The sequence below is a fragment of the Comamonas sp. MYb396 genome (assembly GCF_037479555.1).
In the GTDB taxonomy this organism is placed as follows: Bacteria; Pseudomonadota; Gammaproteobacteria; order Burkholderiales; family Burkholderiaceae_C; genus Comamonas.
Window position 1 is genome coordinate 283,788 of the sequence record NZ_JBBGYU010000005.1, and the last position, 24,543, is coordinate 308,330.

A 24,543-nucleotide genomic window follows, 5' to 3' on the forward strand; every position below is an offset into this window, starting at 1 on the left:
CGCGCTGCTCGGCCTCAAGCGGTCATCTGGCTCAGCGGCGGACGATGCTGACTTACCGACGTCAGGCAGTGCTAGCGACTGCAGGCTCGCGCATCCTCTGCTTCCTTGTCCAAATGACGTACAGCGTCCCCTCCGACTCACTGTCCTGCTCATATGCGAAGAATTCAGTATTGACTTTCGTGGCTCTGCCTTCGGTAGAAGCCGGCGTCAACAGACTTCGCGCAGAATGCTTTGACAAGCAGTCTTCGCGTGCTTCGGCTTGACGACTCCGTCCTCAATTCGATCACAATTGGACATGAGGTGCATGCTCACTGAATAGCAGAAGCACACTTGGGACAAATTGTCTTTTCGCGCAATGACAGTAGCGACTCGAAGAAGCTCACTTACGATGGAATCGGGGGAGTACTCAGTCAGTAAATCTTCCTGCGTGTTGACGACGTGAATTTGGTAGTACTGGAAAACTTTGGTTCTCTATAAGCTGAAAAGCTCTTGGTCAACAAAGCCGAACGTATCTAGCAGCGGCACCAATTGAGCGTCCGCGTAAAGGCAGCCAGTGGCGGCAATGGACCGCTGGCCCCGTTTGTCTGCAGCTTCTGGGCGGTGTCCACCTCCGGCTAGCAGGCGCTCTCGCATCGGATCATATCCGGGCTGCCACGCCTCGACATTCCCAAAACTTGCGCGCAAAGTGGCCAAGATGCGCATGCCCTCCCAGTCCAAGTCACCCCAAAAATAAACCGCCGGCATCTGATTGCCTTGGAAGAGCCACTGCTCAAACCGAGCAACCTCGGTGGGTTCCATGCAGCCACGACGGCTGTAGAACAGCGAAGCGCCTTCTTCACTTCGAAGCCGCGTCGCACTGGCTTTGAAACCCGATGCGAACACGAGGGCCAAGCCGCGGTATTCCACCGAGGTACGGCGCGCAGCCTTCTCAAACGACATTGCGTTCTCGACGAATAAGACGCCGGATGTTGACCCCTGCGATAGGTTAACTTGCAGTTGTATGGGTGACGCAGGAAATGGGCACTCATCGAGGCCCAGGACAGCCGCAACGAGACGCTCGCGTTGGTCCAGCACTTTGGACATGCCCCAAAACAGGCGTGAAGAAACCTCGCGAAGCAGCAAGCCAGAGGTTTTGGCTTCGCTGTGCAGTTTATTGATACGCTGCACGATGCTGACGGGGGAGTGCCCTTCTATTTCAATGTTATAGCCGGAAACCACCTTCTTGGCCGATTCGTCTCCCTCCAAGTGGGTATAGACTGCCTCACGCCAGAGTTCGCCAACCGACTTCACGCGTTCAAGCCGGCCAACCGCCGCTCGCAGACGGGCAGGATCGGGCATGCCGATTTTGGGCGACATGTCGTAGCCAACTGTGGCGCGCGCTGCTCGTTCCGGTGTCAGGGCGATGAGCCCGAGCGTTGCAAGCTCGCGTGCCTGCAGCCACAGCGCTTCACGGTCCGACTCGAACGGCTGGCTATAGAAGGAAGGCCACAAGGCCTTGCTGAGGGACACGGCTTGCGCTTTGGCGCTGCCACGGGTCTGCGCGGAGTCGAGTCGGTCTACCAGTGCATTCAGCAGTTCCTGGACCGGATCTGAGTCGATCCATGCTGGCAAGGCATTCATTTCGCTTCCGCCTCCACCGACTCCGAAGCCACTGGCGGCGGATATTGCTCGTCAAAAAGCTGCTTTGCTTTCTCACGAACTTGTGCGCGCTGCTTAGCCCACAGTTCACGCATCTTGTCCTGCTTGAATTCAAGTTCCTTCACTTCGGTACAGAAATCGAGCTCGCCGTTGGTGACCGGCTTGAGTTGGGTAAAGTTGTACTCTCGGTTGAACTCGTCCTTGAGCGGCCCGGCCTTCATGGTTGGCATCGCGCTTACGACCTGCAGGTTCAGGTTGTCGCGCATGAAGCAAAGAACGGCACGGGCTCGCGTTTCGTCCATCTTCGAGAACGCTTCGTCATTGACCATCAAGCGCAGGCTTGGACCTTTCTCGAAAATCTTCAATCGGTTGGTCACGACTGCCGCACGCACGATGTACGCAGGCGTCTCCATCTGCCCTCCAGAGCCAGTGCCCCAGGTAGACAGACGCACGCGGCCACCGTTGGGACTCTCGCAAATAATGTCGTAGCGACGGTAGTTGCGGTAGTCTGCGATACGAAGCAGCTCCTTTCGCGCACGCTCTTGGTCTTCGGCAAGTAATAAGCCAACGAGTCTGTCGCGAATTTCGACATGCCGCGCGGGCAGCTCGTTGTCACTAAATAGGTCGAGGTTCTCTGCGGACTCGGTGAGCTCGGCCACTGCCTCGAAGAATTCCAAGTAATCCCGAAGCTCCGGTTCCCACTGCGAATATTCGATGGTGTAGCTGTCCTGACCGAAGCTCAGGTTGCGCAACTCATTGTTCATTTGGCGCAAAGTACGGACGCCTTCGTCGACGCGCGTTTTGATTTCCACGCAGAAGTGCTTGGTAAACACGTCGTTGAACGACTTGGTCGCCTTCTCCAGCTCCAGCTGGTTGTTGTAAATGCCCGTACCGCGCAAGGCAGCGACGCGCTCAATCGCTGCAGATATAAGTGCGATGACCTGTCGGTAGGTCTCATCGAACGAGAAGTCCTGCATCGGAAAGACGAGTGCGTCTTGAAACCGATCATCATTGCGGCAGGACTGGTGGTACTCCGACAAGGCGTTGAGCGCGTTTGTCAGATGGTGCCGTGCTTGAAGATCGTAGCCGCGGGCCGTTCCCTTCGCGGCTGCAACGTCCTTGCCAGGTGCCGCCAGCAGCGCCTCTACACGTCCGCTCAGTCCGGTGTAGTTCAACACCGGGTTGCTCGTTACCAGTTCTCCAAGCCGATGCGTTTGCGCTTGGACCGCTTCCAGCAGGCCATCACGCCGCCCCAGCAGCTCTGCGACTACGCGTTTTGCGGCCCTGATGTCACCGTCTGCATTACTGATGGCGGCCACATCCTTGTCGTTCTGCTCATCGATTTCGGCGATTTCGGCCACCAGTTCGTTCAGTCGACGCTGCATGTCCTCCAACTCAGTCAGGTCGAGCGCTGCCATTGCCTGCTGTGCCGCGGCCAGTTCGTTGGCGATGGAGAGGAGGGGCGTCGCATCAAGCTTCACCTCACGCAGACCGGTCAAGATCGCACGCATGTCGGCAAGGCTCAGTTCCTGCGCTTTGGCCGTCGCCAAGTCGACCTCAGCTTGCGCCAATTGTTTGATGACCAAGTTCAGTTGGCGCTCGCGAGCCTTCTTGCCGAAAACGAGTTCCTTGGCGTCGGCCAGGAAATACGTGCGGCTACCGGAGGCCTTGCCGTCCTTCATGAGGCCACGCTTGGCCATCTGCAACTCGTCGAGGGACTCGACCTTCTGGACGCTCCCATACTGCGACGCAAGGTAGGCCCAGGCGATGTCATTAGGGGCGACCAATTCGTGCACCACAGAGTTCGGCGGCGGCGGTCCGTTCTTCTCCAGGTCCTTTAAACACAGACGTCCTTGCAGAACCCGCACCTCGCGCCAGTCTTTCTGACGCGCGAAACTGATGATGTCACGTTCCCACTCCGGCTTGACCAGGATGCTAAAGCGAGCACCCTTGATGTAGCCCTCAATGGCAGCCTGCCACACCTCAGACTTGGGCTCCACCAGGTCACAAAGCACCTGCGGCATGGCATCGGGAAATTGCTCGTGCAGGATGCGCATGGCAACTTTGACCGGTGTCGGATACTCCACCTCTCCTCGGGCAAGGACCGCCTTGCGGGCTCCCAAATCACGCACATTTTTCTCCGCATCGACGACCGTCCTCTCGTGCAGTACAGCCTGTTGCGTGACGGCATGCTGGAGACTGTCCTGCGGTGCGGCCATGGCCGCAAACAGATTGGGAAGACCCAAGTCGTTCTCGTTGTCTAGGGTCAGTGCAATTTCGCGCAGAATATCGGCCGATAACTCCTTGGCTTGGACCTGTTCGAAGACTTTCTGGCTGACCTCACTCAGAGGCGCGAGGTCGGTAACGCGATAAGCATCCGCAACGATGGCCAAGGCCGCCGACACCCGGTCCATTGATTCATGCGGTTTTGCCGCAAGGGCTTTCTGGGCGCGTCGGTCCAGCAAGGAGGCAGCAGACAGCGACTGAGTCAGCTCGTGCAGGACCCGACGTGCCTCGATGCTTGCTGCGTTGATGCGCGCCTCCAGGGTGACCTTCTGCTGCTGCGCGGGCACCCCGAGCATGCGTGCGGCCAGATTGGTGCGGTCCGCATCCAACTCTTTCTTGCGATCCTTGCGTGCGGTGCTCGCCTCGAAGCGGGTCTTCTTGTCCTTCTCGGCCTGATCCACGCGCTGACGCTGGCGGTACTCTTCGGACTTATCCGCCTCCAGACTCAACCGGGCAGCGTAGGCATCATGGACGACATGTTCTTCGTGCGCGCTGGCGGTCTGTCCAAGCCAGTCCAGAAGTTTGTCTAGGCGCTGCGAGTCTTCATGCAATCGTGCGCCCTCGCGGCGAAGGGTTGCAACGTCTTTCATCAGGCCACTGATGCGCTCGATATCGCCCTGTAACTGCTTCTGGTCCATGTCCAGAATTTCGTCACGCACCAGCGCGTGCACCGCGCCAATTTTGCGGTAAGCCACTGACTGCACCCAGGCTTTCGCCGCTAGAACTGCTTCGTCCTTGGTGACAGTTGAGCGGCCGCGAAAGCGCCCGTACAAGGCGCTCAGGTAGTCTACTTTGCGGTCATTGAACTCGTGGACCTTGTACTTCAACCTCAGTCCTCTGTGAATGTGCTCCACCGAAACCACTTGGCCAGCTTCTATCGATACGAGGAAATCTTCTTGAACCACGGCTGCGTCGACAAGATACAGGCTGAAGCTTTCCAGCTTGGGCTGACGTGAATCCCCGATACCATCCACCCGAGCAGATGCGGCCACGAGGGCAGTGAAGGTCTGGCACTGGTGTTCGCCCGCATCGGGCTGGAATACGGCGGCGATGTAGCCATGTGCTCCATCCGGGCGGGCAAACAGATTTTTCTCCGCACCAACGAGGTATCCCTCGACGCTTCTGCGTGTCTTCTCGCGCGGGGCACCGCCCTGCCCGGTCTCATCCTGACCAGGATTGAGGTTCATGATGTTCCTGTTGGCCGCGGTGAGCACCACCTGCATCGCGTCCAACATCGTGGATTTTCCCGCTCCAGTCGGACCGGTCAGCAAGGTGAGGTTGCCCATCTCATAGGTACCGGAGGCCATATGGCCCCAGTTTACGAAAACCAAGCGGTCAAGTTTCATTCTGCTTCGCCTGCGGTTATGGTGTCGGATTGGGCATCCAGGGGTTCGATGACGCCGTCGGCGTCAAGAGCATTGGCCAACGCTTCGTTGGAAACGACGCCAAGGATTAGCGGCCGAATTGCGAGGAGCGCATCTTCATCGGCGATACTGAAGTTCGAAGAGTACCTGAGCAGCCTATGCCGTTTTAGCTCCCCCAGCAGCGCCATTCGCTCGGCGGCGTTCTCCGGCAGCGACCGTTTCAACTGCGTCTGCAGGGCAGCAGCGATATCGTCGAAGCTGACCAAGGCCTCCCCTTGCGCATCCACGTAGCCCTGGTTCAGTTTCTCTTGGTACAGGAAGCGCAGCGTGAGAGCAATTGCAACGAAGTTGGCCGAAACACGGGCGCGCAGCGCAGGCACCGGCTCATTCGGGTCTTCAGCCACTCCGTCGATGGACGCACCAGGCGGATACAGGCGAAAGAACTGCGCCGCCAAGTCGTGGTGCAGATAAAAGCCTGCAATCGAGAAGTAGTCGGAGAGGAGTTTCTCAACGCGACGTGCATCGTCGTAGATGGTCTGCTCCGTGCGGTCCTCGTCACGCACGACGACACCATAAGCCATCAGGCGAACTACCAGCTCCTTGAAGCGGTCCATCGTCACGCCTTCATCGGCGAGCTCTTCCCTCAGAGCAGTTGTTATGGTCATGTTCTCTTCTTGAAAGTAATTTCGTAGTCCGGACCGATGAAGAATTCGTTCTCCACCCTCCCCGGCAGGCGACGTACCACCATGTCGCTCTCGTGGTCCGCGCGCACCGCTTCGACCACCTGCATGGCCCCGAGGACAGCCGTGGCTGATTCCAGGGGAAGAGCTGAGACGCGCACTGGGTGCTGAAAGAGACGCAGGCGTTTGCGCATGTCTTGCACCAATTCCGTGTTCGCCACAGAAAACGCATTCTCCTCAGCCGCATTCAACGCCGCTGTCATGCGAGCTTCTCGACTGGCCCGCGGCGGCACCGACACGGTAGACGCGTTTTTCCGCTGCCGTGCGGTTCTCAGCTTGAAGCTGGCGGGGTCCAGTAGGCGAACTTCGGCAGGAGTCAAGTGCAAGCCAATGTGCAGCAGCAGTATGTCTTGTTCAGCAGACGCTAGGCTCGCCACCTTGGCGACAGCCGCCATATAGGCATGTCTGTTCTGCCCTGTGCGCAGCATCATGGACTGTTGCACTAGGCCAGTGACTCGCTTAATGTACGTGTTCATGGCGCGCATAAAGCCTGGCTGCTTGGACTCGTGGGCCGCAGCTACGATTTCCTCGATACGGTCTAAAAGCCATTCGAACACCGAAGGCCCCGAACACTCCTTGACGGCCCACGTGGCGACTTCGCGTAAGTCGGCCTCCATGCGTTGGCGCCGGTCGTCATCGAGTTGGGTTCGCAGAGCTTCCAACCGGTTTCGGATTGCGTTCTTGTTCAGGGTGGCGCTGTCCACTGTGAACTGCTTAGAGTAGCTGCGCTGGAACTTATCCAGAAATTCAACAAAGTCTTCCCATTGGTTATGCATGGAGGCTTGTCGCATGAGCAAACGGATGCGCTCTTGCAGCATGTCGATGCCCTCGGTTAGGTCTTCGATGACCTTTTCTGCATGTTCATAAGCATCCAGAAGGTCGTCTGCACTGCCTTTCGCGTGCAACGCTGCTTCCAGCGCATTGCGGCAGCTGCGCATGTTCTGCTGGCGTGCCCGGGAAGGTCGATTAAGCGACCAAAATGCATGCGCGAAAAGTTTTGCAGGCCGGGTCAGTCGGAATGCGGTGATGAGACCGTGGCGATCGGGAAATTGCTCTAACCATCCATCACGCGTAAGCACACGAACAACCAGATTGACCAATTGCAATGGGTCGCTCGATTCAGCCTCTGTGAATTCGTCTGGCTCCTGGTCGCTTTCGAACGCGCCCTGATTTTCGCGTACGACCGGCAGCAGCAACTCCTTCAAGGCCTCCCGTGTGAGGTTATGCGAGTAATCGGCAGCCGGGCCATGCAGTCGGTCATAGAGTGCCCGGAGGCAGGCCACAACGAGTTCGCGCCGAGAGCTGTTAACGGGTCGAAAAAACCTGCTGCGCTCACCATTAAAGAACAGTGTATCAGTCATATGAGAAAAATCAGGGTGTGAGCCGATACTGTGTTTAGGCAAAGGGTGCTCGTCCTATATGGGCAGCCGCCTGCACAAGGACAATGCACCGCTCTTTCGCGCGTGTCACTGCGTTGTAGAGCAAGCGCCGCTTCTGGTCGTCGCTGCCGCCGACCGCAGCAGGCCAAAGAACGATGACGTTGTCGAATTCTCGGTTCTTGGCTCCGTGAACTGTCATCCCCTTCCATCCATGAACATCGCTTCGTCGAATTTGGCGGCGCTGAGAAAAGGACTGTTCGACCAACTTCACGACCTCATCCCTTGTGAACTGCACCTTCGCCTTAGTCCGACGTTGAATCTCAAGCCATTCGGTCACATCCCTGGCCGCTCTGGCATCACCAGCAGCGGCGAGGACCGCAGCGATGGAAGCAGCGTCAGCCTGGTCGGCCAATTGGATCGTGGTGAGGTACTCGGCTGCAGCTTTTGCTTCCGACTGTTCCCAAGCGACGTTGTAAGGGCCTGCGCCTTTCTTGGTCTTGTTTGCGGCTGCCCAGGCCAATGCAGCCCTTGAAAACGCGCCATGTGTTGGGGTGATGATCGCAACACGCTTTCCTCCGCCGTACCAGCTCAAATTGGAGTTGATCCACGCACCAGCCAGCGGCGCTGTAGACGTCAGTGCAATCATGAAGAGTTTCTCTGACTTAGGCGCTTCGCTGGCGCGAATCGCACGTGCTGCATTGAGCAACTCGTCCACGTCGGTCCTACGGGGCTGCTTAAGTTCCTCCGGGGCGCATACTTGAGAGATCCATGCACATGCCGGATTGGGGCGAAGCTCCTCGCTGAGACATTGAAATTCATCCGCGGCGACGAAGACCTCCAATCTGTTGGCCAGGCCCGCGACCATGCCGAGACGATTTACAGTCATGTCTTGGGCTTCATCCACGACGAGGATAGGGAACGTCGCCGCCACCCAGTTGTGGACTTCCTTGATCTGTGCAAGGGCGCCGGCAGCTTCGCATACACGTTCGTACTCAGCTGGTTCGATGTTTGCGAAGCCGAGTGCCGCGGCGAGGGAACGCCAACGCCGAACCAGACGCCATGCGAAACTGTCGATGGTCGTGCATTCCGTCTTGCCCTTGAGGTTCTGAAGCATCCCAAGACGCTCTTCCAAGCGCCGGCGAGATCCGTGCATGAACGTGAGCGCCAAAACTTTCTGACCGGCATGCAAAGGTGCAGCGTCAAGATGCGCTGATAGTGAATCCATAAGCATGTGCGTCTTGCCACAACCAGCGCCGCCGGTGAATGCGCGAACCGTCATGGCTGAAACACCCACACCCCATTGGCGTCGCGAACGAAGCGCTGCGTCGCAGCATCGCCAGCGCAAGCACAAGCCAGACCACCCAGTAGGTCTGCCGCCCGCGCCCTGCAGGCTGGCGTCGTAGCGATGGCTTCCGCAAGGCTCTCGTAGGCGACGATGTCCATCTTCTTAGTCTTCAGATACGCGACCACCGCCGCGGTCGAAGCGGGAGGTTGAGGGGATATCTCCGCCAACTTCCCGACAACCGCCGCCTCGTCTGCATTGAGGATCCACCCGACAGCGTCTTCGATCATCGCGCCATCGTTCCAGCGGATGACCGCGCTCGGCGGCGCGGCTTCTTGCCGCAGTCGATCCGCATAGTCCAGCCCAACTGCGTCACCATCAACAAGGCAGCACACGCGTCTGTGGATCCGCTGCATCAGCCGGTGGGTTTCAACGACGTTCGCGTCTTCTGTGGGAACCACCCCGACTTCGATGGCGAAGGGGCGTTGCATCGTATCGATCCACCCTTCGGTCATCATCAAAGGCCGAAGGATGCAGCGTAGCAGCTGGAAATCGGCTCTGCCTTCTGGAACGAGAAGGGCAGGCTGCATCAATGCACTTAGTACATCAACCCGGCTGTGTTGGAAAAACTTACGCTTCCAGTTTGGGGCCGCTGCAGGGAGTGGGCTGACCAAAAATGGCTCGGCAGAGAGAACTCCATCATGTCTCTTCAAGATCAGCACCGAGGTTGGGTCTGCCATGCTGGCAACGAGCGGCGAATGCGTTGTTACGAAGGTCTGGGTAGACAGAGCTTGGACCCGCTGAACCAGCCGCTGCTGTGCAGAAGGCGGGAGATGAACTTCAGGCTCTTCCAGCGCCATGAGGAACTCTCTACCGCTTGCAGCACGAGCGCGGCCAAGCTCAAGCAACAGCAATAGGCCTTGCATGGAGACCAGCCCGCTGCCCTGTCTCCCGGCGGGTATGCTGAAGCCATCCGTTCCTGCGAAGTGGGCTGAAACGGCTTCCATAACCGACCGGCTGTCCGTACTGGTGAGCCTCAACTGGACCTTCGGAGCATTCGGAAACGAGCGCGCAAGTTCGTTATTCAGATTCTCGATCAGAGGTTGAATGCCCGGGTCAGTATCGATCGGCTGGGCCGGTGCCCTTAGACGATCGCGCTCGGCGAGCAATGCACCTGAAGGCTGAGCTGCGGCTGCCAGTACAGTCCGTTTGAAAAGCTCGTTCCCCCAGGAAAAGACTTTGTCCCATGTCCTGCTCGCGCGCACGAGATAGAAACTCAGTTCCTGGATGAGCTTGCCTGGAACAGGGGCCGGAGCCTCGTCGGCGAAAGGATCGATGGGCTCATCGTGGTCATGAAAGTAGCGCACCGTCTCAACAGCCAAGCTCTCTTGGTCGAAGCGCGCCTGAACGCCGAGTTGACAGCACAGCTTCCACGCGGGGTTGTTTCGTGCCGGATGCACATGGCCTGTTACCTCGTCAAGCCATTTAACGACCGCGCGTTCATCACGAAACCACTGGCTACTCTGCTCCGGGTCGTCTCCGGGAAAATCAGTGATCGTTGCTACGACTTTAATCCTGTCGGCCGCCTGTGGGTTAGATCCGAAGAAGTCATGCTCAGTCAGTTCGCGAACTAGCCGATCTCTGCCAAGCACGAGTGTCAAAGCTTCGATCAGGGTAGTCTTGCCAGTGTTGTTGTCTCCGACAACCACGGGGTGTCTGCCGAACTGCACGAAACCACTTCTTACGCCCCGAAAGTTCTCGATTTTCAAGTTGGCTATTCGCATTTTTCTCCTCTTTTTTTGTAGCGGGATAAACCACAGATCCATCCGCCACCTCCTCTGGCCCGCTAGAAGGCATCAGAGCCTTCTTCTTAGCCATGCCTTGCGTCAAGTATCGATCTAGCGCGACAATTTTGTCTTAACTCTTCAGTTCCACCCTAATGGTCTAGCAACTATGCTTTCCGGGACGAGCAGTCGGTAGACGAGGGAACGTATGTATAAAGATCATTCTCACTGCCGCACCCTCCATGAAGTCGGACCTTCTTTTAGCGGCATCGTGGCAAAGTCCCTTACGCGATCAATGCATGCGAGTTTAAGACGTAGGAATCAATATTTCCAATCAGTCGACGTTAGCAGTGCAGGTGGATCAATAGCTACAAGGCAGTCATCCATCGATTCTATTAAGGGGCCGCAGCACTAGCGCAGCTGTCATGAGAGGCCGCTAAAGCATTTCAACTCACTGTGATCCAGTCAGTTTCCGGGTTATGGCGCACAGCGGACTCCTGAGCAGATAGCAGGTCAACGTCTGGTATGAGCGGCAGCGATCACCGGTTTGCCAAATCTCAGCGTCTGCAACCAGCCTGATGCCGACTTCTGATTTCGAGGTCAGCTTTGCAGCTGTTGCAGCCGCTGATTGCGGCTGGGTGAACTACCGCTCACCTAGTCATTGCGCTCTTTCTGAGCGCTAAAACAGTCACTTCACCAATGACTGTTTTCAGGTCCGGAGTAGCTTCGCTCACAGCGGAAGCTGGAAGTCCGCTATGTCGGCCCGCGAATGAGTGCTGTCGAACTTGAGCCGCCATTCAGCGAGAAGCTAGAAAGCCGTCATTCATTGGCCAACATGGTCTGAAAACCTCGACTTCGTGCAGTTCCATAACACGCGAGTTCGCAAACCATATCACTGCAAATAGGCATGCCCGTGCGTAGGATATAGTGCTTGTTGAAAATTCGCTCGGGGATCTGATTCAACAACCGTGTGGCGCATAACACAGGATAGGCGGCAAGTTTCATGGCTGAATTTAGTACTGTATTTTCGTCCAGTGCATCTTCCAAAAGGCCCGGCTACAAGCCCCTTGTGGCATTTTTTCATGCCAATTTAGAACGCAAGCACCACATATGGCCTGCGCTTTTTAGCGGTCTACATTACGTTCGGCATCTCTACAAACGCGCACTGGCCAATGAATTCACGAGATTCCGCAATAGACGCTCGCTACAAGAACCCGGACAATGATCCGAGAGGGCCATACTTCCTTGCCGATGTCACGTCATCGTTTTATCGGCCGACGCTGCAATATGAGTGGCATGGTCACATGCCACCGCAAGGTCGATCTTGGCGCTATGCAAAAGAGCGTGCTGCGGGGTTAGAAGCCGAAGGTCGCATTGTCTTTCCGCCAAATGGCAGGCCTCGACTAAAGCGTTTCTTGAGCGAAGCTGCATCGGAAAGCAACGTTGAATCTGACCTTAAGCTCCCGTCGCGGCTTGAAGTTATCGTTCGGACGGCTATGAAAGCGATTCCGCTGGAAATCGCTAAGAATCCGAAGTGCCTCCGTGAAGTTGAGTGGAGAGACCTAGAGCGAGCTATGCGAGAGGTTTTTGAGCAGCTTGGATTTGAAACCGAATTAACTCGATCAGGGAAAGATGGAGGCTTTGATCTTCGACTTGAATGTGAAGAAGATGGAGAGAAACAAATCTTCCTGGTTGAAGTGAAGCACTGGCTTGCGAGCGGAAAAAAGCCAGGAAGCGAGGCTTTATCGGCCTTAGTTGATGTGGTAGCCAAAGCAGGCGGCACGACGAAGGGGCTGCTTGTCTCTTCGTCGGGCTTTACCGGAAATGTTCTGAGTGGGCGAACTGAAGTGGAGCAGCACACCGTCAGGATTGCTGGTCAAGAAAAGATTGTGACCCTGTGCCAGAGCTATCTTGAGAGTCTCGAAGGGTTTTGGGTCCCAACCACAGAGCTATCGGAAATGCTTCTCGAAGGGTCGAGCTAACCATGTCTACTTCGCTGAGATGCCGAACCCATCATTCCACCGGACCTGCGCGAATAGCCGCACAGGCCGGTGAATTAAAACGTTAGAACTCACAATCATGCGCGTCGAGATTCCGGCACCCGTTATCGCTGCATGCTCTCAGATCATGCTGGATCGTGAGACTCACCCATCCCTCAACCGGCTCTTCATGCATTCGGGAGCTCCGGGCGACCCGCCTGAAGGAAGCAAGCCCATCAAGGTCCAAGAATGGCTGCGACGTATAAACAGGGACGTGTCGGTCGAACCGTTGAAGATTCTCGGTCGACTCATCGAGACGTACATGGAGGAGCCACCTCCAGAGCCAAGCCCTTTTAGCGACTTGCCCCCTCCGACAGAAACTGAAACTCAGGAGAAATTGCGCAAAGCATTGGCTCGCTACGACCTGCAGTACGTGAAAGGCGGGAAAATCTCCAGCGCTGTCGGATCTCCCTCTCGATCCTTAGAGGACTTCGTCCGTGAGATGGATGTTCCAGCCATTGACCAGGAGTTCACTCGGGCACTGACCAACGTAGATGTGAACCCGCGGGAGGCCGTTTCGGCCGCGAGCAACATTCTGGAGAGCATTTGCAAGGTCTACATCGCTGAAGAGAGGCTGGACATGCCGGCAAAGCAGGACCTGAAGCCGGTTTGGAACGTTGTGCGCAAAGACCTAGGGTTCGATCCAAGTGTCGTGGAGGACCAAGACTTGCAGGTCATTCTCACGGGTCTCTTTGCCGTGGTCGATGGAATTGGAGCTCTACGAACCCATGCTAGCTCAGCTCATGGAGCTGGCAAGACAAGCTATAGATTGGAGCCGCGACATGCCAAGCTTGCCATTCACTCCGCGCACACAGTGGCACTCTTCGTCTTGGAGTCGTGGGAACGTAAGAAGCGGAGAGTGTCACCTAGCCGATGATCCGGGCGGTGAGTTCTAACATGGCGGTCAAGACCGACACACAACAGCACCTCGCGGCGCCTTGCAGTTGGTTGCGGCTCACCTCTACGTTGAGCGTCCGCTTTACTCGCAACTATCGCCCGCTCCTGGCCGAGGGCCGTCGTCTGATTGTCTCCGCTGAACGTCGGCAACCCGCTTGGACTTGCCGCTCGCGGCTTCTCGCCAGACGACAATTGAGGGCCGGAAATTTTAGTACACCGGCATGCTCTGGGCTACACCCGATGGCATACCGCCTTGACCGAAAGAACAAAGATGCCCGAAAAATCCAGCAGCCCTATTCACGCGCTTGCCAACAACATCCTCCATGCATTCGAAAATCCGCATGAGGGCTTCGTTGACCGATTGAAAGTGTCCGTGGAGAGGGGACACGTGCTCCCTGAGATTGCACTTCGGGACGACCTAGTCTCGCCTGTCGGGCCCAAAGCGGTCGATGAACCCGCGGAAATTCACCTGCACATCACCCATCTTGAGGTGCTATGGTGCTTCATCTATGGCTGGATGGTGCGCTACGAGGAAGGTTACCAGAAGCGTGCGCTTGCGCTTGAGAAAGGCACTATCTACATTTCTGCTGAACGATTGCTTTCCCGAGCGAACTTACTACTTGAGTGGGCCCAGTCAGTCGCCGACGAATACACGCCTTGGCCCACAGAGCTCCCCTCTCCAGTTTTTTGGGATAGCTCGACCGAGCACTGGTACACCGAAAAAGCAAACCTAATTTTTCAAGAAGCCGCCGCATTCCTTCTGTTCCACGAATGGATGCATGGGACGAGCAACCACATGGCGATCTGGCGCGGCCTGTCTCGGAACGAAAAGATCGAATTGGAAAAGGACGCCGACAACGGAGCATACGATGTCATTGTTGGTGATCAATCCGACGAAGAAAAACTGCACCTGGCGTGGGCAGTCCTGAGCGCCGTGCTTAGTTCGTACTACTTGTTTTCGACAAACACACCCGTTAAGCAACTCCGTCATCCGGAGTTGCATCATCGCGCTCAGCACCTACTCTTGGGATTTGATTTCACCGAGGAGCGGCTTCTGGCCTACTTTCATGGTCTTTGCGTGGAAGTGCTTCGGGACATATTCAAAGACGTCCCGTGGGACGACCCAGATGACGGTTACGAGACGGCAGAGGAGTTCCTCCAAGCGACTCTGGACCAACTCGACAGGATGTTGGACGAATCTACCACCACGCCACTACGTAGGTCGTCCCGCCTTCTAGCCAGTTAACTTGGCTGGGTCACCACGAAAGATGTCAGCTACTGCAGAGGCATTCATGGGCTGCTTGTCATCGCTGAGCGGCCGCTGGCGTGCGTGCCCCAACAGGCCGTAATCAGCCTGCACCAGTCGTTGAAGTGAACTATGCGGCTGACCGATGTTGGCCATGCATGAGCTGTCATCAGCCTTGCAAATTAAGCGATAGTTCTCCCGTTGCCTTGGCGACGGTGCATACACCAGCCCTCCTTTCATTTTTCGCCCCGCCAACGATGTCACGAAACCGGCAGCGCTTGAACCCAATCAGGTGTTGGTAGTAGGGGCGCGCCATGACCTCGGCCAATGTCTCCACGGCGGGCCTGCCAATGCGGATCGAAAGGTGCAGGAAAAGATCGCTCTCCACTGCAACCATCACATGGGCACCCCATGCGTCTGGGCGGTCATGCACCAGGGCCAGATCAAAGGCCTGTGGTGTGGCAACTTCATCCGTATATTCCGAGTCTTCCCACAAGTTGCTGGAGCGCAAATCGCCAATGGAGAATCCGTGCTCGCGTAAAAACTCATAGGCGTATTGCTGGCAGTTGGCGCCACCGGTCAGCCCACTGACACCAGGGGCGCCAGGGTAGCGCTCAAATACAAAGGGCACACCGTGGAAGCGTGAGGGAACAAGAAGTGGGGATCTGCGCAGGTCCAGTGCCTCGGCAGAGCAGAAAGGGGCGTTGAGGGGATGGGGGGCGTTGGTCATCAAATCTCCGGAATGGAAGGAATACCAAAACGCCCAGGCGAACGGCTCATGCATCATGCTCCCTGATGGTGCTCCATCTTTTTCGCCAGTCACATGACCCGGCCAGCATAGCCAAAAGTGATTCGGCGAACAAGCGCGGGCCTGCAGATCACCTGCAGCTTGCTGATCTCTCTTGCTACTTAAGCCGATATGGACCCGGGCAAAGATCCGCCCACCGGCACCCAGCCTTTCACATGCTCCACCAAGGCCCTTAGCTTGCGCGGCTGGTTTCTGCGGTTGGGGTAGTAGAGGTAAAAGCCGGGAAAGTAGGGCAGGTAGCTGTCCAGCACCGAGACCAGCTCCCCGCGTTCCAGGTAGGGCGCAAAGGTCTCCTCCATGCCGATGGTGATGCCGCCATCGGCCAGCGCGGTGCGCACCATCAGCAGCATGTCATTGGTGGTGACACGGGGGGCGACCGCGAGGCTGAAATCGCGGCCGTTTTCCTGGAATTCCCAGCGGTATGGGGCGAACTCCAGCTCCGCGCGCCAGCCGATGCAGCGGTGGCCCAGCAGGTCATTGGGGTGCTGGGGTGTTCCCTGTGCGCACAGGTAGGCGGGGGTGGCGACGACCACTTGCCGTTGCGGCCCTGTCAGCGGGATGGCGATCATGTCCTGCTCGATGACTTCACCGAGACGCAGGCCGGCATCGAAGCCGCCGGCAATGATGTCGGATTCGTCATCGGTGACGGTGACATCCAAGGTGATGTGCGGGTGGGCGGCGGTAAAGGCGCTGATCAAGGGACCGGACAGAAAGCGCTCGGCGATGGAGGTGACCGCCACGCGCAAAAGGCCGCGCGCTGGGCCTTCTTCGGATACTTCTTCGAGCGCCACCTGCACGGCAGCCAAGGGGCCGCTGATTTGCTGGTGCAGCGTCTGGCCGGCCTCGGTCAGGCGCACATGGCGGGTGGTGCGGTGGACCAGGGCGATGCCCAGCTGGTCCTCCAGCTTGCGCATGGCTTGGCTGACGGCAGAGCGTGTCACACCCAGTTGGTCGGCGGCAGCACGGAAGTTTTGTGCTTTGGCCACCGCCAAAAAGCAGGGGAGGAGCTGGAGTTCGTCTTTCATTGGTTAGAAAGTCTAACCAAATTGTGCAGCATTGGCGCACTTCTCTGATCAAGCCAAGCTGCCTACAGTTTGAACTTTCCAACGCCATTGCAGAAAGTTCGCTATGAAAAACTTGCTCGACAAAGTCATTTTGATCACCGGTGCCAGCAGCGGTATCGGTGAGGCCAGCGCCAAGCTGCTGGCCGCCCATGGCGCCACCGTTGTGCTCGGCGCCCGCCGGGTCGACAAACTGGGCCAGATCGTGGCCGATATCCAGAACGCAGGCGGCGCGGCCGAAGCGCTGGCGCTGGATGTGACCCAGCGTGCGCAGCTGCAAGCCTTTGCCGACCATGCGATGGCGCGCTATGGGCGCATCGATGCCATCATCAACAACGCTGGCGTGATGCCGCTGTCACCGCTTGCCGCATTGCGGGTGGACGAGTGGGACTGGATGATCGATGTGAACATTCGCGGTGTGCTGCACGGCATTGCGGCGGTGTTGCCCACCATGCGCCAACAGGGCTTTGGGCATGTTGTGAACATTGCCTCCATCGGTGCGCATGCGGTGTCTCCAACTGCCGCCGTTTATTGCGCTACCAAGTACGCGGTATGGGCCATCTCGGAAGGCCTGCGGCAGGAAAGCAGCGACATCCGCGTGACCACGATCAGCCCCGGGGTGACGGAGTCGGAGTTGGCGGAGACCATCACGGATGCCGCTGGCCGCGAAGAGATGAAGGAGTTTCGCAATGTGGCCATCAGCGCATCGGCGATCGCGCGGGCCATCCATTTTGCAATCTCGCAGCCGGCGGATGTGGATACCAGCGAGATCATCATGCGGCCTACGGCGAGCCCGCATTGAAGAACCTGGCGGTGTAGCTAATCACAATGCGCGGTATTGGCTGAACACCGACCTGACCATGGCTGGGCAGGTCGGTGCTGACAACTTGTTTATCCCTGCATCTTGCTTCGCCGCTGCAGTCCCAGGCCTGCGATGAGCACGCCCAAGAGCGCCAGGGCCCAAGTGCCCAAGGTGGGGACCGGCGTCGCCGTGGCCGCAGCAGGTGAAGCCACCACCTGCAAGCTGAATTGCTGCGCAGGGCTTTGAAGCTGTGGATTGCTGTTGTCAGTGACCTGCACGCTAAAGCTAAACACACCGGTGGCCTTCGCCGCAGTCGCTGTTTTCTGCACCGCCACTTTAGGCACCGTGCCACTGATGACTCCGGTGGCCGTATCTAGTGTCATGCCAGGCGGCAAGCTGCCATCCACCACCGCCCAGGTGTAAGGAGCAGTGCCGCCTGTTGCGGCCAAGCTTTGGCTATATACCTGCCCTTCGGTCGCATCGGGCAAGTTGCCCGTGGTCGTGATGACAGGCAGCGCCGTAAATGCTGCTGATACGGTGACCGCTGCGGTCACATTGTTCAGTTCGCAGTCGTTGGAGGAGGCTACGCGTGTGCAACCCGAGAAACTGGCCACCGTGAACCCCGCATCTGGGACAGCCGTGCAAGTGCCATTGCTGCCATGCGCAACTGGATTGGGCGTACAGCTCATGGTGCCGTTGGCGGGTGGGGTGACCGTGATGGGGTAAGTAAGGGCTGCAAACGTGATTGCCACCGTAGCTGTTGCAGTCACATTGTTCAGTTCGCAGTCATTGGTGGAACCTACGCGTGTGCAACCCGAAAAGCTGGCTACAGAGAATCCAGCATCGGGAACTGCGATGCAGGTGGCGTTGCCGCCATCGGCTACTGGATTGGGCGTGCAGCTCATGGTGCCGTGAAGAGATGGTGTTACTGTGATGCTGTGTATGGGACCCCGAACGTAGCTAAGGTCGTCCATCGCAAAATGAGTTCCAGCGCCGGTGTATCCTTCATGTGGCGTACCACCTGATGAGGTAAACACCACGCGGTCAACATTGCTGGCCGTGGTAAAGGTAATCAAGCTGGGGGCCGTTGCAATCAAGGTGATGGTTTGCACCCCGACACTGGTGCTGCCATCAAAGCCTTCAATCTGGACTTGTAGATTGTCATTCCATGCGCCAGTCATTTGTGCTTGGACCAGGGTAAACAAACCACCGCCTGTTTTGGTCAACGTCATCGGGTTTCCACCGCCGTTGTAGATGACATTTGAACCGGAGGTGACTGCAGGCCTGTAACCGGACATACTTATTTCAGGACGCAGTCCATTTTGGCAAAATCCATTTGTCCACATCAGACCAGCGGTTCCATCAGGAATTTGATCGCCAGAACAAGATATTCCTTCAAAGTCTTCAGTCATGGCTTGCGCTTGGACATGACCACTCGCTAGAAGCAAAACAAAGGGGAGGATGGCCAGCCAGGGCCAGCGAGAGCGGATGAATTTTGAAATTGAAAACATGTTGATTTGAAATATTTGTTTACATTTGCCTTTATATGAAAAAAGGAATGCCTCTGTCTATCCCGTGAACTAGGTAATTGGGTGGAGACTGATGGATCTCCATTCCTTCTATCAATCCCACTCCCCCTCACCGAAAATCCCGGCTCCGAATCCGCAGGCTGTCATACCAGTCCGACACATCCCGCAGCTGGTGCGCGATCAGGTTGCCCACCTCGCCGCTGCGCTGCCAGCGGCCTTGCACGGCCAGGAACTGGGCGTGCAGCAGGGCGTCGCGCTGGGCGCTGCGCAGCTGGGGCCAGCAGATGACTTGCAGGTTGCCGGTTTCGTCCTCCAGGGTGATAAAGACGACGCCTTTGGCGGTGGGGGGCTGCTGGCGCAGGGTGACGATGCCGCAGGCGCGCACCCAGCTGCCGTCGCGGGCTTCGCGCAGCTCGGCCTGGGTTTGGAAGCGGTGGCGCTGCAGGCGTTCGCGCAGCAAGGCCATGGGGTGGCGGCGCAGGCTCAGGCCCAGCGCGGCATAGTCCCAGTGGATGTCTTCCTGCTCGCTGGCAGCGGGCAGTTGCAGCTCGTCCTCATCGATGGGGGCTGCGCGCAGCAGGCGGCTGTGGTGCAGCGGGGCGGAGGCCTGCCAGAGCTGGTGGCGGCGGTGGCCTTCGAGGCTGGCCAGTGCATCGGCAGCGGCCAGGTTCTTCATCGCCGGGGCGTCCAGCTGGGCGCGGCGGGCCAGGTCCTGGGCGCTCTCAAAGGGGGCGGCGTCGCGGGCCTGCAGCAGGCGCTTGACTTGCGTTTGCTGCAGCTGCTTGACCAGGCGCAGGCCCAGGCGCACGGCGGGGTGGGGGCCGCTGGCGGCTTCTGTAGTGCAGTCCATGCCGCTGTGCATCACATCGACGGGCAGCACCTGCACGCCATGGCGCTGGGCGTCCTGGATCAGCTGGCTGTTGCTGTAAAAGCCCAGCGGCTGGCTGTTGATCATGGCCACCAGAAACTCGGCCGGGTAGTGGCATTTGATCCAGGCACTGAAGTACACGAGGATCGCAAAACTGGCGGCATGGCTCTCCGGAAAACCGTATTCCGAAAAGCCCTGGATCTGCTGAAAGATCGATTCGGCAAAGGCCTGCGAATAGCCATTGCCGGTCATGCCGTTGATGATTTTGTCGTAGTACTTTTGCAGGTTGCCGGTGCGGCGCCAGGCGGCCATCGAGCGGCGCAGCTGGTCGGCCTCGCCGGCGCTGAAACCGGCCGCATCGATGGCGATCTGCATCACCTGCTCCTGGAAGATGGGCACGCCCAGGGTCCGCTCCAGTGCCGGGCGCAGCAGCTCGCTTTCGTACTGGATTTCTTCCAGCCCCTGGCGGCGGCGCAGATAGGGGTGAACCATGCCGCCCTGGATGGGGCCGGGCCGCACCAGCGCGACCTCGATCACCAGGTCGTAGAACGCTCGCGGGCGCAGGCGCGGCAGCATGCTCATCTGGGCGCGGCTCTCGATCTGGAAGACGCCGATGGTGTCGGCCGCGCAGATCATGTCGTAGGTGGCGGTGTCTCCGTGCGGGATATCGCCCAGCGCAAAGCTGCGGCCCTGGCGTGCGCCCACCAGGTGCAGCATTTTTTGCAGCGCGGTGAGCATGCCCAGCGCCAGCACATCGACCTTGAGCAGGCCGACGGCATCGAGGTCGTCCTTGTCCCACTGGATGACGGTGCGGTTTTCCATGCTGGCGCGCTCGATCGGCACGATGCGCGAGAGCGGGCCGCGCGTGAGCACAAAGCCGCCCACATGCTGGGACAGGTGGCGCGGAAAATCGCGCAGCGTCTCGACCAGCTCCTGCAGCTGGCGCACGGCCAGGTCGCCCGCCTGCAGGCCGCACTGGGCCAGCGCTTCGGCCCGCAGCAGTTCGTCGTCCCAGCGCGAATGGTCGCGTGCCAGCAGATCGATGCTGGGCGGCGCAAAGCCCAGGGCCTTGGCCACATCGCGGATCGCGGATTTGCGCCGGTAGCGGATGACCACGGCAGTGAGGCCTGCGCGGTGCAGGCCGTATTTTTTGTACAGGTACTGGATGACTTCTTCGCGCCGGGCATGCTCGAAGTCGACATCGATATCGGGCGGCTCGTTGCGCTCCTTGCTGATAAAGCGCTCGAACAGCAGCCTGCTCTTGTGCGGGTCAACCTCGGTGATCTGCAGGCAAAAACAGACGGCCGAGTTGGCGGCCGAGCCCCGGCCCTGGCAGAGGATGTCCTTGCTGCGGGCAAAGCGCACGATGTCGTAGACGGTCAAAAAGTAGTGCTCGTACTGCAGTTCGGAGATAAGGGCCAGCTCTTTTTCCAAGGTGGCCTGCACCTGCGGCGGCGTGCCTTGCGGCCAGCGGCGGGCCGCCCCTTCGTAGCTGAGCTGGCGCAGATAGGCCGCTGGTGTGAGCTGGGGCGGCACCACCTCGTCGGGGTACTGGTAGCGCAGCTCGGTCAGCGAGAACTGGCAACGCGCTGCAATGCCCAGGCTGGCCTCCAGCAGATCGGGCGGGTACATCTGCGCCAGCCGCAGCCGGCTGCGCAGGTGCTGCTCGGCATTGGGCTGCAGCGCGTAGCCGCAGTCGGTGAGCGGGCGGCGCAGGCGGATGGCGGTCAGCACATCCTGCATGGGCTTGCGCGAGCGCACATGCATGTGCACATTGCCGGCGGCCACCAGCGGCGCGCCACTGCTGCTGCCCGCCGCACGCATCTGCGCCAGCCAGGCCTCGTCGCCCAGGCTGCGGTCCAGCTGCACGGCCAGCCAGCAGCGGCCGGCAAAGTGCTGCTGCAGCCAGGCGGCCTGGGCCTGGATCTGCGCTGTGCTGGCCTGGCGGCTGGGGGCCAGCAGCAGCAGGCAGTCCTGCAGCGCGCGCGGGTGGATGGCTGCCTGCGCCAGCGCATAGCTGCCCTTGGGCGATTTGCGCCGCAGCTGGGTGATGAGGGCGCAGAGGTTGCCGTAGCCATGCAGGTTGCAGGCCAGTGCCACCAGGGTGAAGGCGGGCGCGGCCGCATCGCTGGGCTGCACTTCGAACTGCGCGCCCACGATCAGCGGCAGCCCGCAGTCACGCGCTGCGACATGGGCGCGTACGATGCCTGCGAGCGAGCATTCATCGGTCAGGGCCAGCGCGCGGTAGCCCTGGGCCTGGGCGCGCTCGACCAGCTCATGCGGGTGGCTGGCGCCGCGCAGAAAGCTGAAATTGCTCAGGCACCACAGCTCGGCGTAGGGCGGGATGGAGAGTTTGGGACGGGTGGCCATGGCTTGGGACGGGGGCTGCGCAGCTCAGGCAAAGCGGCCATGCAAAAACCAGGCGCCGCTGTTGGCCGACAAGCGGGTGTGGAAGATCCACAGCAAGCCGGCATGCGGGCTGTGGGCGACCCAGTAATCACGCAGCGCGGTGTGGGCGGTTTGGGAGAGGGGGGCGGGTTGGGGCGGGCTTTCGCGGTGATCGCGCTGATCGCCGTGGTCGCTGTCAGGGGCTGCCTCGCCCGTGTGGGTGTCGCCATCCGCATCGCTCACCGGCAAAAAGCCAGGGCTGCGGTGCCACCAGCCGCCTTCGATGCGCTGCGGGCCCAGCAGCAGCTGCAAGGGGCCGTGGTAGAGCGGCCGGCTCTGGCTGTCTTGCAGCAGTTGCAGGGGGGTGAGCAGCAAGAAGCTGGGTTGGGCAAGGGGCGGCACATGCAGCGGTGCATGCAGCCGTGAATGGGGCTGTGCAGCGGGTGGGGCGGCCTTGGCCTTGCCGGCGGGCTGCGCGGGGAGCCACTGCACCTGCCACTCGGGGCGGTGGTCGGGCCGCAGCAGCGGGCGCTGCACCTGGTCTTCGCCCAGGCGGGCGGTGATGCGTTCGAGCACCTGCTCCAGGCTTTCGCCATCGGCGGTTTTGTCGGGCAGCAGGCTGGCGCTGCGCTCTTGCAGCGCTTCGGGCGCATCGGCATGCAGGCTCAGCTCGCCCACGGGGGCTTGCAGCTCTACATGGGCCAGGTGCTCTTGCAGCAGGCGGCACAGGTGCTGCAGATCGCGCGTGGTGCTGGCGGTGTGGATGGTCAGCTCGCCGCCATCGCCCACATGGCGGGAGCGCATTGCATCATGGCTCCAGCACAGCCGAAAGCTGCGCACGCCCGCCCGCTGCGCCGCCAGCCAGCCGCACAGCTGCAGCAGCAGGTGGCGCGCGCCATGCATCAGCGCATCGGCCTGGTCGATGCGCATGGGCAGCTCCAGCCGGGCATCAAAGCGGGCGGGCAGCTGGATCCAGGGGTAGCGGTCGGGCAGCAGGCCATGGGCCTGGTCGAGGGCTTTCAAGATGCCCGTATCCATGCGCCGGGCCAGTGCGCCCCGGGGCAGCGCATGCACGGCGCCCAGGCTCTGGCAGCCCAGCTGGCTCAGCAGCTCGGCATGGCGGGCCACCGCATCGATGGCCTGCAAGGGCAGGGGCGCCAGCACCTGGGGCAGCGGCTGGCCCATGCCGTGGCGGATGCCGCAGCGCGCCAGCGCAATGGCAGCCAGGCTGGTGGGGGCCCAGCTGATGGCTTGCACGCCCAGCTGCCGGCTCTCGCGCAGCAGGCGCCGGGCCAGCTGCTGGCGCCCGCCAAACAGGCGCTCGCTGGCCGAGAGCTCCAGCACCAGCGCATCGCCAAACACACTGTCCGAGGGCACGCAGGCCAGGCGCGGCGTGAACTGCTGCGCCCACAGTGCCAGGCCTTGCATCTGGGCCGTGGGCGTGGCGGGCGCGGCTGGGGTGGCCTCAGTGCTGCAGGCTGGACTGGGGCGCGCGCTGGCGGCGGGGCGGGGGAGTTGGGGCAGCAGAGCGGCCCAGATCGCTGTCATGGTCTGGCAAGAGGATGGCTCGGGTCGAGGTGGTGGAAGGAAGGGTGGCTGGCTGCGGCACGGTGCCGGGCCACAGGCGGGTGGGCAGCACGGCTTGCAGGCTGGGCGGCACGGCGGGCAGCTCCAGCGTGCCCTCGTGCACAGGGCCCCGGCGTTTGAGCAGCTCCAGCTGCAGCGACCAGGGCTGGCTGCTGCGCACCAAGAGGCGCAACGGCGCGGCCGAGGCCTGGTGCCGGCTGCTCTCGGGCCGGAACACAAACACCAGGCCTTCAAACTGCTGGGCGCTGATCTGCAGGCGGCGAATCTGCTCGGGCTGCACCTGCGGCAGCCAGGCCAGCAGTGCGGCGGCGGCATTGGCCCGGAGCAGCTGCTCCAGCGCCCAGAGCTGGTCTTGCGGGCGGCTGCCATGGATCCAGACCAGCTGCCCAGGCGCCAGGCCGCTCTGCGCCAGCCCGCTGGCATGGGGCGGCAGCGGCGGGCCCAGTGCGATGACGGGTTTGTGCGGCGGGCACTGCTGCAGGGCCTTGCCGGTCAGGCGCCACTCCAGGGTGCCGGCCTGGGGCTGCAGCACCTCCGTCAGGCACTGGCTGGGCCAGCCCCTGCCAGGCAGCTGGGCATCGAGCGCATCCCAGCCGGTGGGGACGCCCGCCATCGGCGCGCGCACCAGGTGGTCGCCGCGCCAGAGCTGGGCGGCCACCGTGGGCGGCAGGGACAGGGCATCGAGTAGAGGCATGGCAAATAACTGTATATATGTACAGTATAAGAGCTTGTGCCTGGCTTATGTGTAACAGCGGGCGGGCACATGCGGAGCGACTGGGCCGGAAAGTGAGTGTCTGCCTTTGAAAACAACCCATTGCAGCTTTGTTTTGAAGCTGGCAGCCAGC

Annotated in this window: 16 protein-coding genes and 1 riboswitch; of the genes, 4 read left to right on the top strand and 12 right to left on the bottom strand. The window is 59.9% G+C overall.

All coding sequences use genetic code 11. The features are described from left to right. Positions 1-471 precede the first annotated feature (471 nt). The 6 genes from WH265_RS13870 to WH265_RS13895 are packed head-to-tail and all read right to left on the bottom strand — an operon-like array spanning position 472 to position 10,515. Positions 472-1,620 carry a Wadjet anti-phage system protein JetD domain-containing protein gene (locus WH265_RS13870; protein ID WP_339558659.1) on the bottom strand — a complete coding sequence of 383 codons (1,149 nt, stop codon included), beginning with the start codon at positions 1,618-1,620 and terminating at the stop codon, positions 472-474. Further along, positions 1,617-5,270, bottom strand: a complete 3,654-nt coding sequence (locus tag WH265_RS13875) for an SbcC/MukB-like Walker B domain-containing protein (protein WP_339558660.1) — start codon at positions 5,268-5,270, stop codon at positions 1,617-1,619. The genes WH265_RS13870 and WH265_RS13875 overlap by 4 nt, the downstream gene beginning before the upstream one ends. Continuing rightward, on the bottom strand, positions 5,267-5,953 hold the full coding sequence (locus WH265_RS13880) for a DUF4194 domain-containing protein (RefSeq protein WP_339558661.1): 687 nt from the start codon (positions 5,951-5,953) through the stop codon (positions 5,267-5,269). The genes WH265_RS13875 and WH265_RS13880 overlap by 4 nt, the downstream gene beginning before the upstream one ends. After that, a complete protein-coding gene (locus WH265_RS13885) occupies positions 5,950-7,389 on the bottom strand; it encodes a Wadjet anti-phage system protein JetA family protein (protein ID WP_339558662.1) in 1,440 nt (479 codons plus the stop codon). Before WH265_RS13885 ends, WH265_RS13880 begins: the two co-directional genes overlap by 4 nt. A 34-nt stretch (positions 7,390-7,423) precedes the next feature. Beyond that, complete coding sequence (locus WH265_RS13890; protein ID WP_339558663.1) at positions 7,424-8,686, bottom strand: ATP-dependent helicase; 1,263 nt, start codon at positions 8,684-8,686, stop codon at positions 7,424-7,426. Further along, positions 8,683-10,515, bottom strand: coding sequence for an ATP-dependent nuclease (locus tag WH265_RS13895; protein WP_339558664.1), 1,833 nt, complete (start codon positions 10,513-10,515; stop codon positions 8,683-8,685). Before WH265_RS13895 ends, WH265_RS13890 begins: the two co-directional genes overlap by 4 nt. A gap of 1,130 nt (positions 10,516-11,645) precedes the next feature. Between WH265_RS13895 and WH265_RS13900 the strand changes: the two genes are divergently transcribed. From WH265_RS13900 to WH265_RS13910, 3 genes are all read left to right on the top strand, one after another. Beyond that, positions 11,646-12,455, top strand: coding sequence for a restriction endonuclease (locus tag WH265_RS13900; RefSeq protein WP_339558665.1), 810 nt, complete (start codon positions 11,646-11,648; stop codon positions 12,453-12,455). 97 nt (positions 12,456-12,552) lie between these two features. Then, positions 12,553-13,389 carry an abortive infection family protein gene (locus tag WH265_RS13905; protein ID WP_339558666.1) on the top strand — a complete coding sequence of 279 codons (837 nt, stop codon included), beginning with the start codon at positions 12,553-12,555 and terminating at the stop codon, positions 13,387-13,389. Between the two features lie 291 nt (positions 13,390-13,680). Continuing rightward, complete coding sequence (locus WH265_RS13910) at positions 13,681-14,655, top strand: phage exclusion protein Lit family protein (RefSeq protein ID WP_339558667.1); 975 nt, start codon at positions 13,681-13,683, stop codon at positions 14,653-14,655. Between the two features lie 169 nt (positions 14,656-14,824). Here the strand turns inward: WH265_RS13910 and WH265_RS13915 are convergent, their stop codons facing one another. Together WH265_RS13915 and WH265_RS13920 are read right to left on the bottom strand one after the other, a co-directional pair. Continuing rightward, complete coding sequence (locus WH265_RS13915) at positions 14,825-15,385, bottom strand: hypothetical protein (protein WP_339537388.1); 561 nt, start codon at positions 15,383-15,385, stop codon at positions 14,825-14,827. A gap of 24 nt (positions 15,386-15,409) precedes the next feature. Beyond that, positions 15,410-15,488, bottom strand: a riboswitch (ZMP/ZTP riboswitch). Positions 15,489-15,564: 76 nt separating this feature from the next. Continuing rightward, positions 15,565-16,488: a LysR family transcriptional regulator gene (locus WH265_RS13920; RefSeq protein ID WP_339558668.1), complete on the bottom strand. Its 924-nt coding sequence runs from the start codon at positions 16,486-16,488 to the stop codon at positions 15,565-15,567. 103 nt (positions 16,489-16,591) lie between these two features. On the opposite strand from WH265_RS13920, the gene WH265_RS13925 reads away from it, so the two are divergent. Then, positions 16,592-17,326, top strand: coding sequence for an SDR family oxidoreductase (locus WH265_RS13925; RefSeq protein WP_339558669.1), 735 nt, complete (start codon positions 16,592-16,594; stop codon positions 17,324-17,326). An 89-nt stretch (positions 17,327-17,415) separates the two neighbouring features. Here WH265_RS13925 and WH265_RS13930 read toward each other — a convergent pair whose 3' ends face one another. From WH265_RS13930 to imuA, 4 genes are all read right to left on the bottom strand, one after another. Beyond that, positions 17,416-18,837, bottom strand: a complete 1,422-nt coding sequence (locus tag WH265_RS13930; protein ID WP_339558670.1) for an IPTL-CTERM sorting domain-containing protein — start codon at positions 18,835-18,837, stop codon at positions 17,416-17,418. 127 nt (positions 18,838-18,964) lie between these two features. Next, complete coding sequence (locus WH265_RS13935; RefSeq protein WP_339558671.1) at positions 18,965-22,093, bottom strand: error-prone DNA polymerase; 3,129 nt, start codon at positions 22,091-22,093, stop codon at positions 18,965-18,967. 24 nt (positions 22,094-22,117) lie between these two features. Next, a complete protein-coding gene (locus tag WH265_RS13940; RefSeq protein ID WP_339558672.1) occupies positions 22,118-23,659 on the bottom strand; it encodes a Y-family DNA polymerase in 1,542 nt (513 codons plus the stop codon). Next, positions 23,577-24,392: a translesion DNA synthesis-associated protein ImuA gene (gene imuA, locus WH265_RS13945; protein WP_339558673.1), complete on the bottom strand. Its 816-nt coding sequence runs from the start codon at positions 24,390-24,392 to the stop codon at positions 23,577-23,579. Before imuA ends, WH265_RS13940 begins: the two co-directional genes overlap by 83 nt. Positions 24,393-24,543: the final 151 nt, after the last annotated feature.

Excerpts from the sequence above, each read along its gene's own strand:
- WH265_RS13870 (WP_339558659.1), bottom strand. The coding sequence starts at position 1,620 with ATGAATGCCTTGCCAGCATGGATCGACTCAGATCCGGTCCAGGAACTG.
- WH265_RS13875 (WP_339558660.1), bottom strand. The coding sequence starts at position 5,270 with ATGAAACTTGACCGCTTGGTTTTCGTAAACTGGGGCCATATGGCCTCC.
- WH265_RS13880 (WP_339558661.1), bottom strand. The coding sequence starts at position 5,953 with ATGACCATAACAACTGCTCTGAGGGAAGAGCTCGCCGATGAAGGCGTG.
- WH265_RS13885 (WP_339558662.1), bottom strand. The coding sequence starts at position 7,389 with ATGACTGATACACTGTTCTTTAATGGTGAGCGCAGCAGGTTTTTTCGA.
- WH265_RS13890 (WP_339558663.1), bottom strand. The coding sequence starts at position 8,686 with ATGACGGTTCGCGCATTCACCGGCGGCGCTGGTTGTGGCAAGACGCAC.
- WH265_RS13895 (WP_339558664.1), bottom strand. The coding sequence starts at position 10,515 with ATGGATCTGTGGTTTATCCCGCTACAAAAAAAGAGGAGAAAAATGCGA.
- WH265_RS13900 (WP_339558665.1), top strand. The coding sequence starts at position 11,646 with ATGAATTCACGAGATTCCGCAATAGACGCTCGCTACAAGAACCCGGAC.
- WH265_RS13905 (WP_339558666.1), top strand. The coding sequence starts at position 12,553 with ATGCGCGTCGAGATTCCGGCACCCGTTATCGCTGCATGCTCTCAGATC.
- WH265_RS13910 (WP_339558667.1), top strand. The coding sequence starts at position 13,681 with ATGCCCGAAAAATCCAGCAGCCCTATTCACGCGCTTGCCAACAACATC.
- WH265_RS13915 (WP_339537388.1), bottom strand. The coding sequence starts at position 15,385 with ATGACCAACGCCCCCCATCCCCTCAACGCCCCTTTCTGCTCTGCCGAG.
- WH265_RS13920 (WP_339558668.1), bottom strand. The coding sequence starts at position 16,488 with ATGAAAGACGAACTCCAGCTCCTCCCCTGCTTTTTGGCGGTGGCCAAA.
- WH265_RS13925 (WP_339558669.1), top strand. The coding sequence starts at position 16,592 with ATGAAAAACTTGCTCGACAAAGTCATTTTGATCACCGGTGCCAGCAGC.
- WH265_RS13930 (WP_339558670.1), bottom strand. The coding sequence starts at position 18,837 with ATGTTTTCAATTTCAAAATTCATCCGCTCTCGCTGGCCCTGGCTGGCC.
- WH265_RS13935 (WP_339558671.1), bottom strand. The coding sequence starts at position 22,093 with ATGGCCACCCGTCCCAAACTCTCCATCCCGCCCTACGCCGAGCTGTGG.
- WH265_RS13940 (WP_339558672.1), bottom strand. The coding sequence starts at position 23,659 with ATGACAGCGATCTGGGCCGCTCTGCTGCCCCAACTCCCCCGCCCCGCC.
- imuA (WP_339558673.1), bottom strand. The coding sequence starts at position 24,392 with ATGCCTCTACTCGATGCCCTGTCCCTGCCGCCCACGGTGGCCGCCCAG.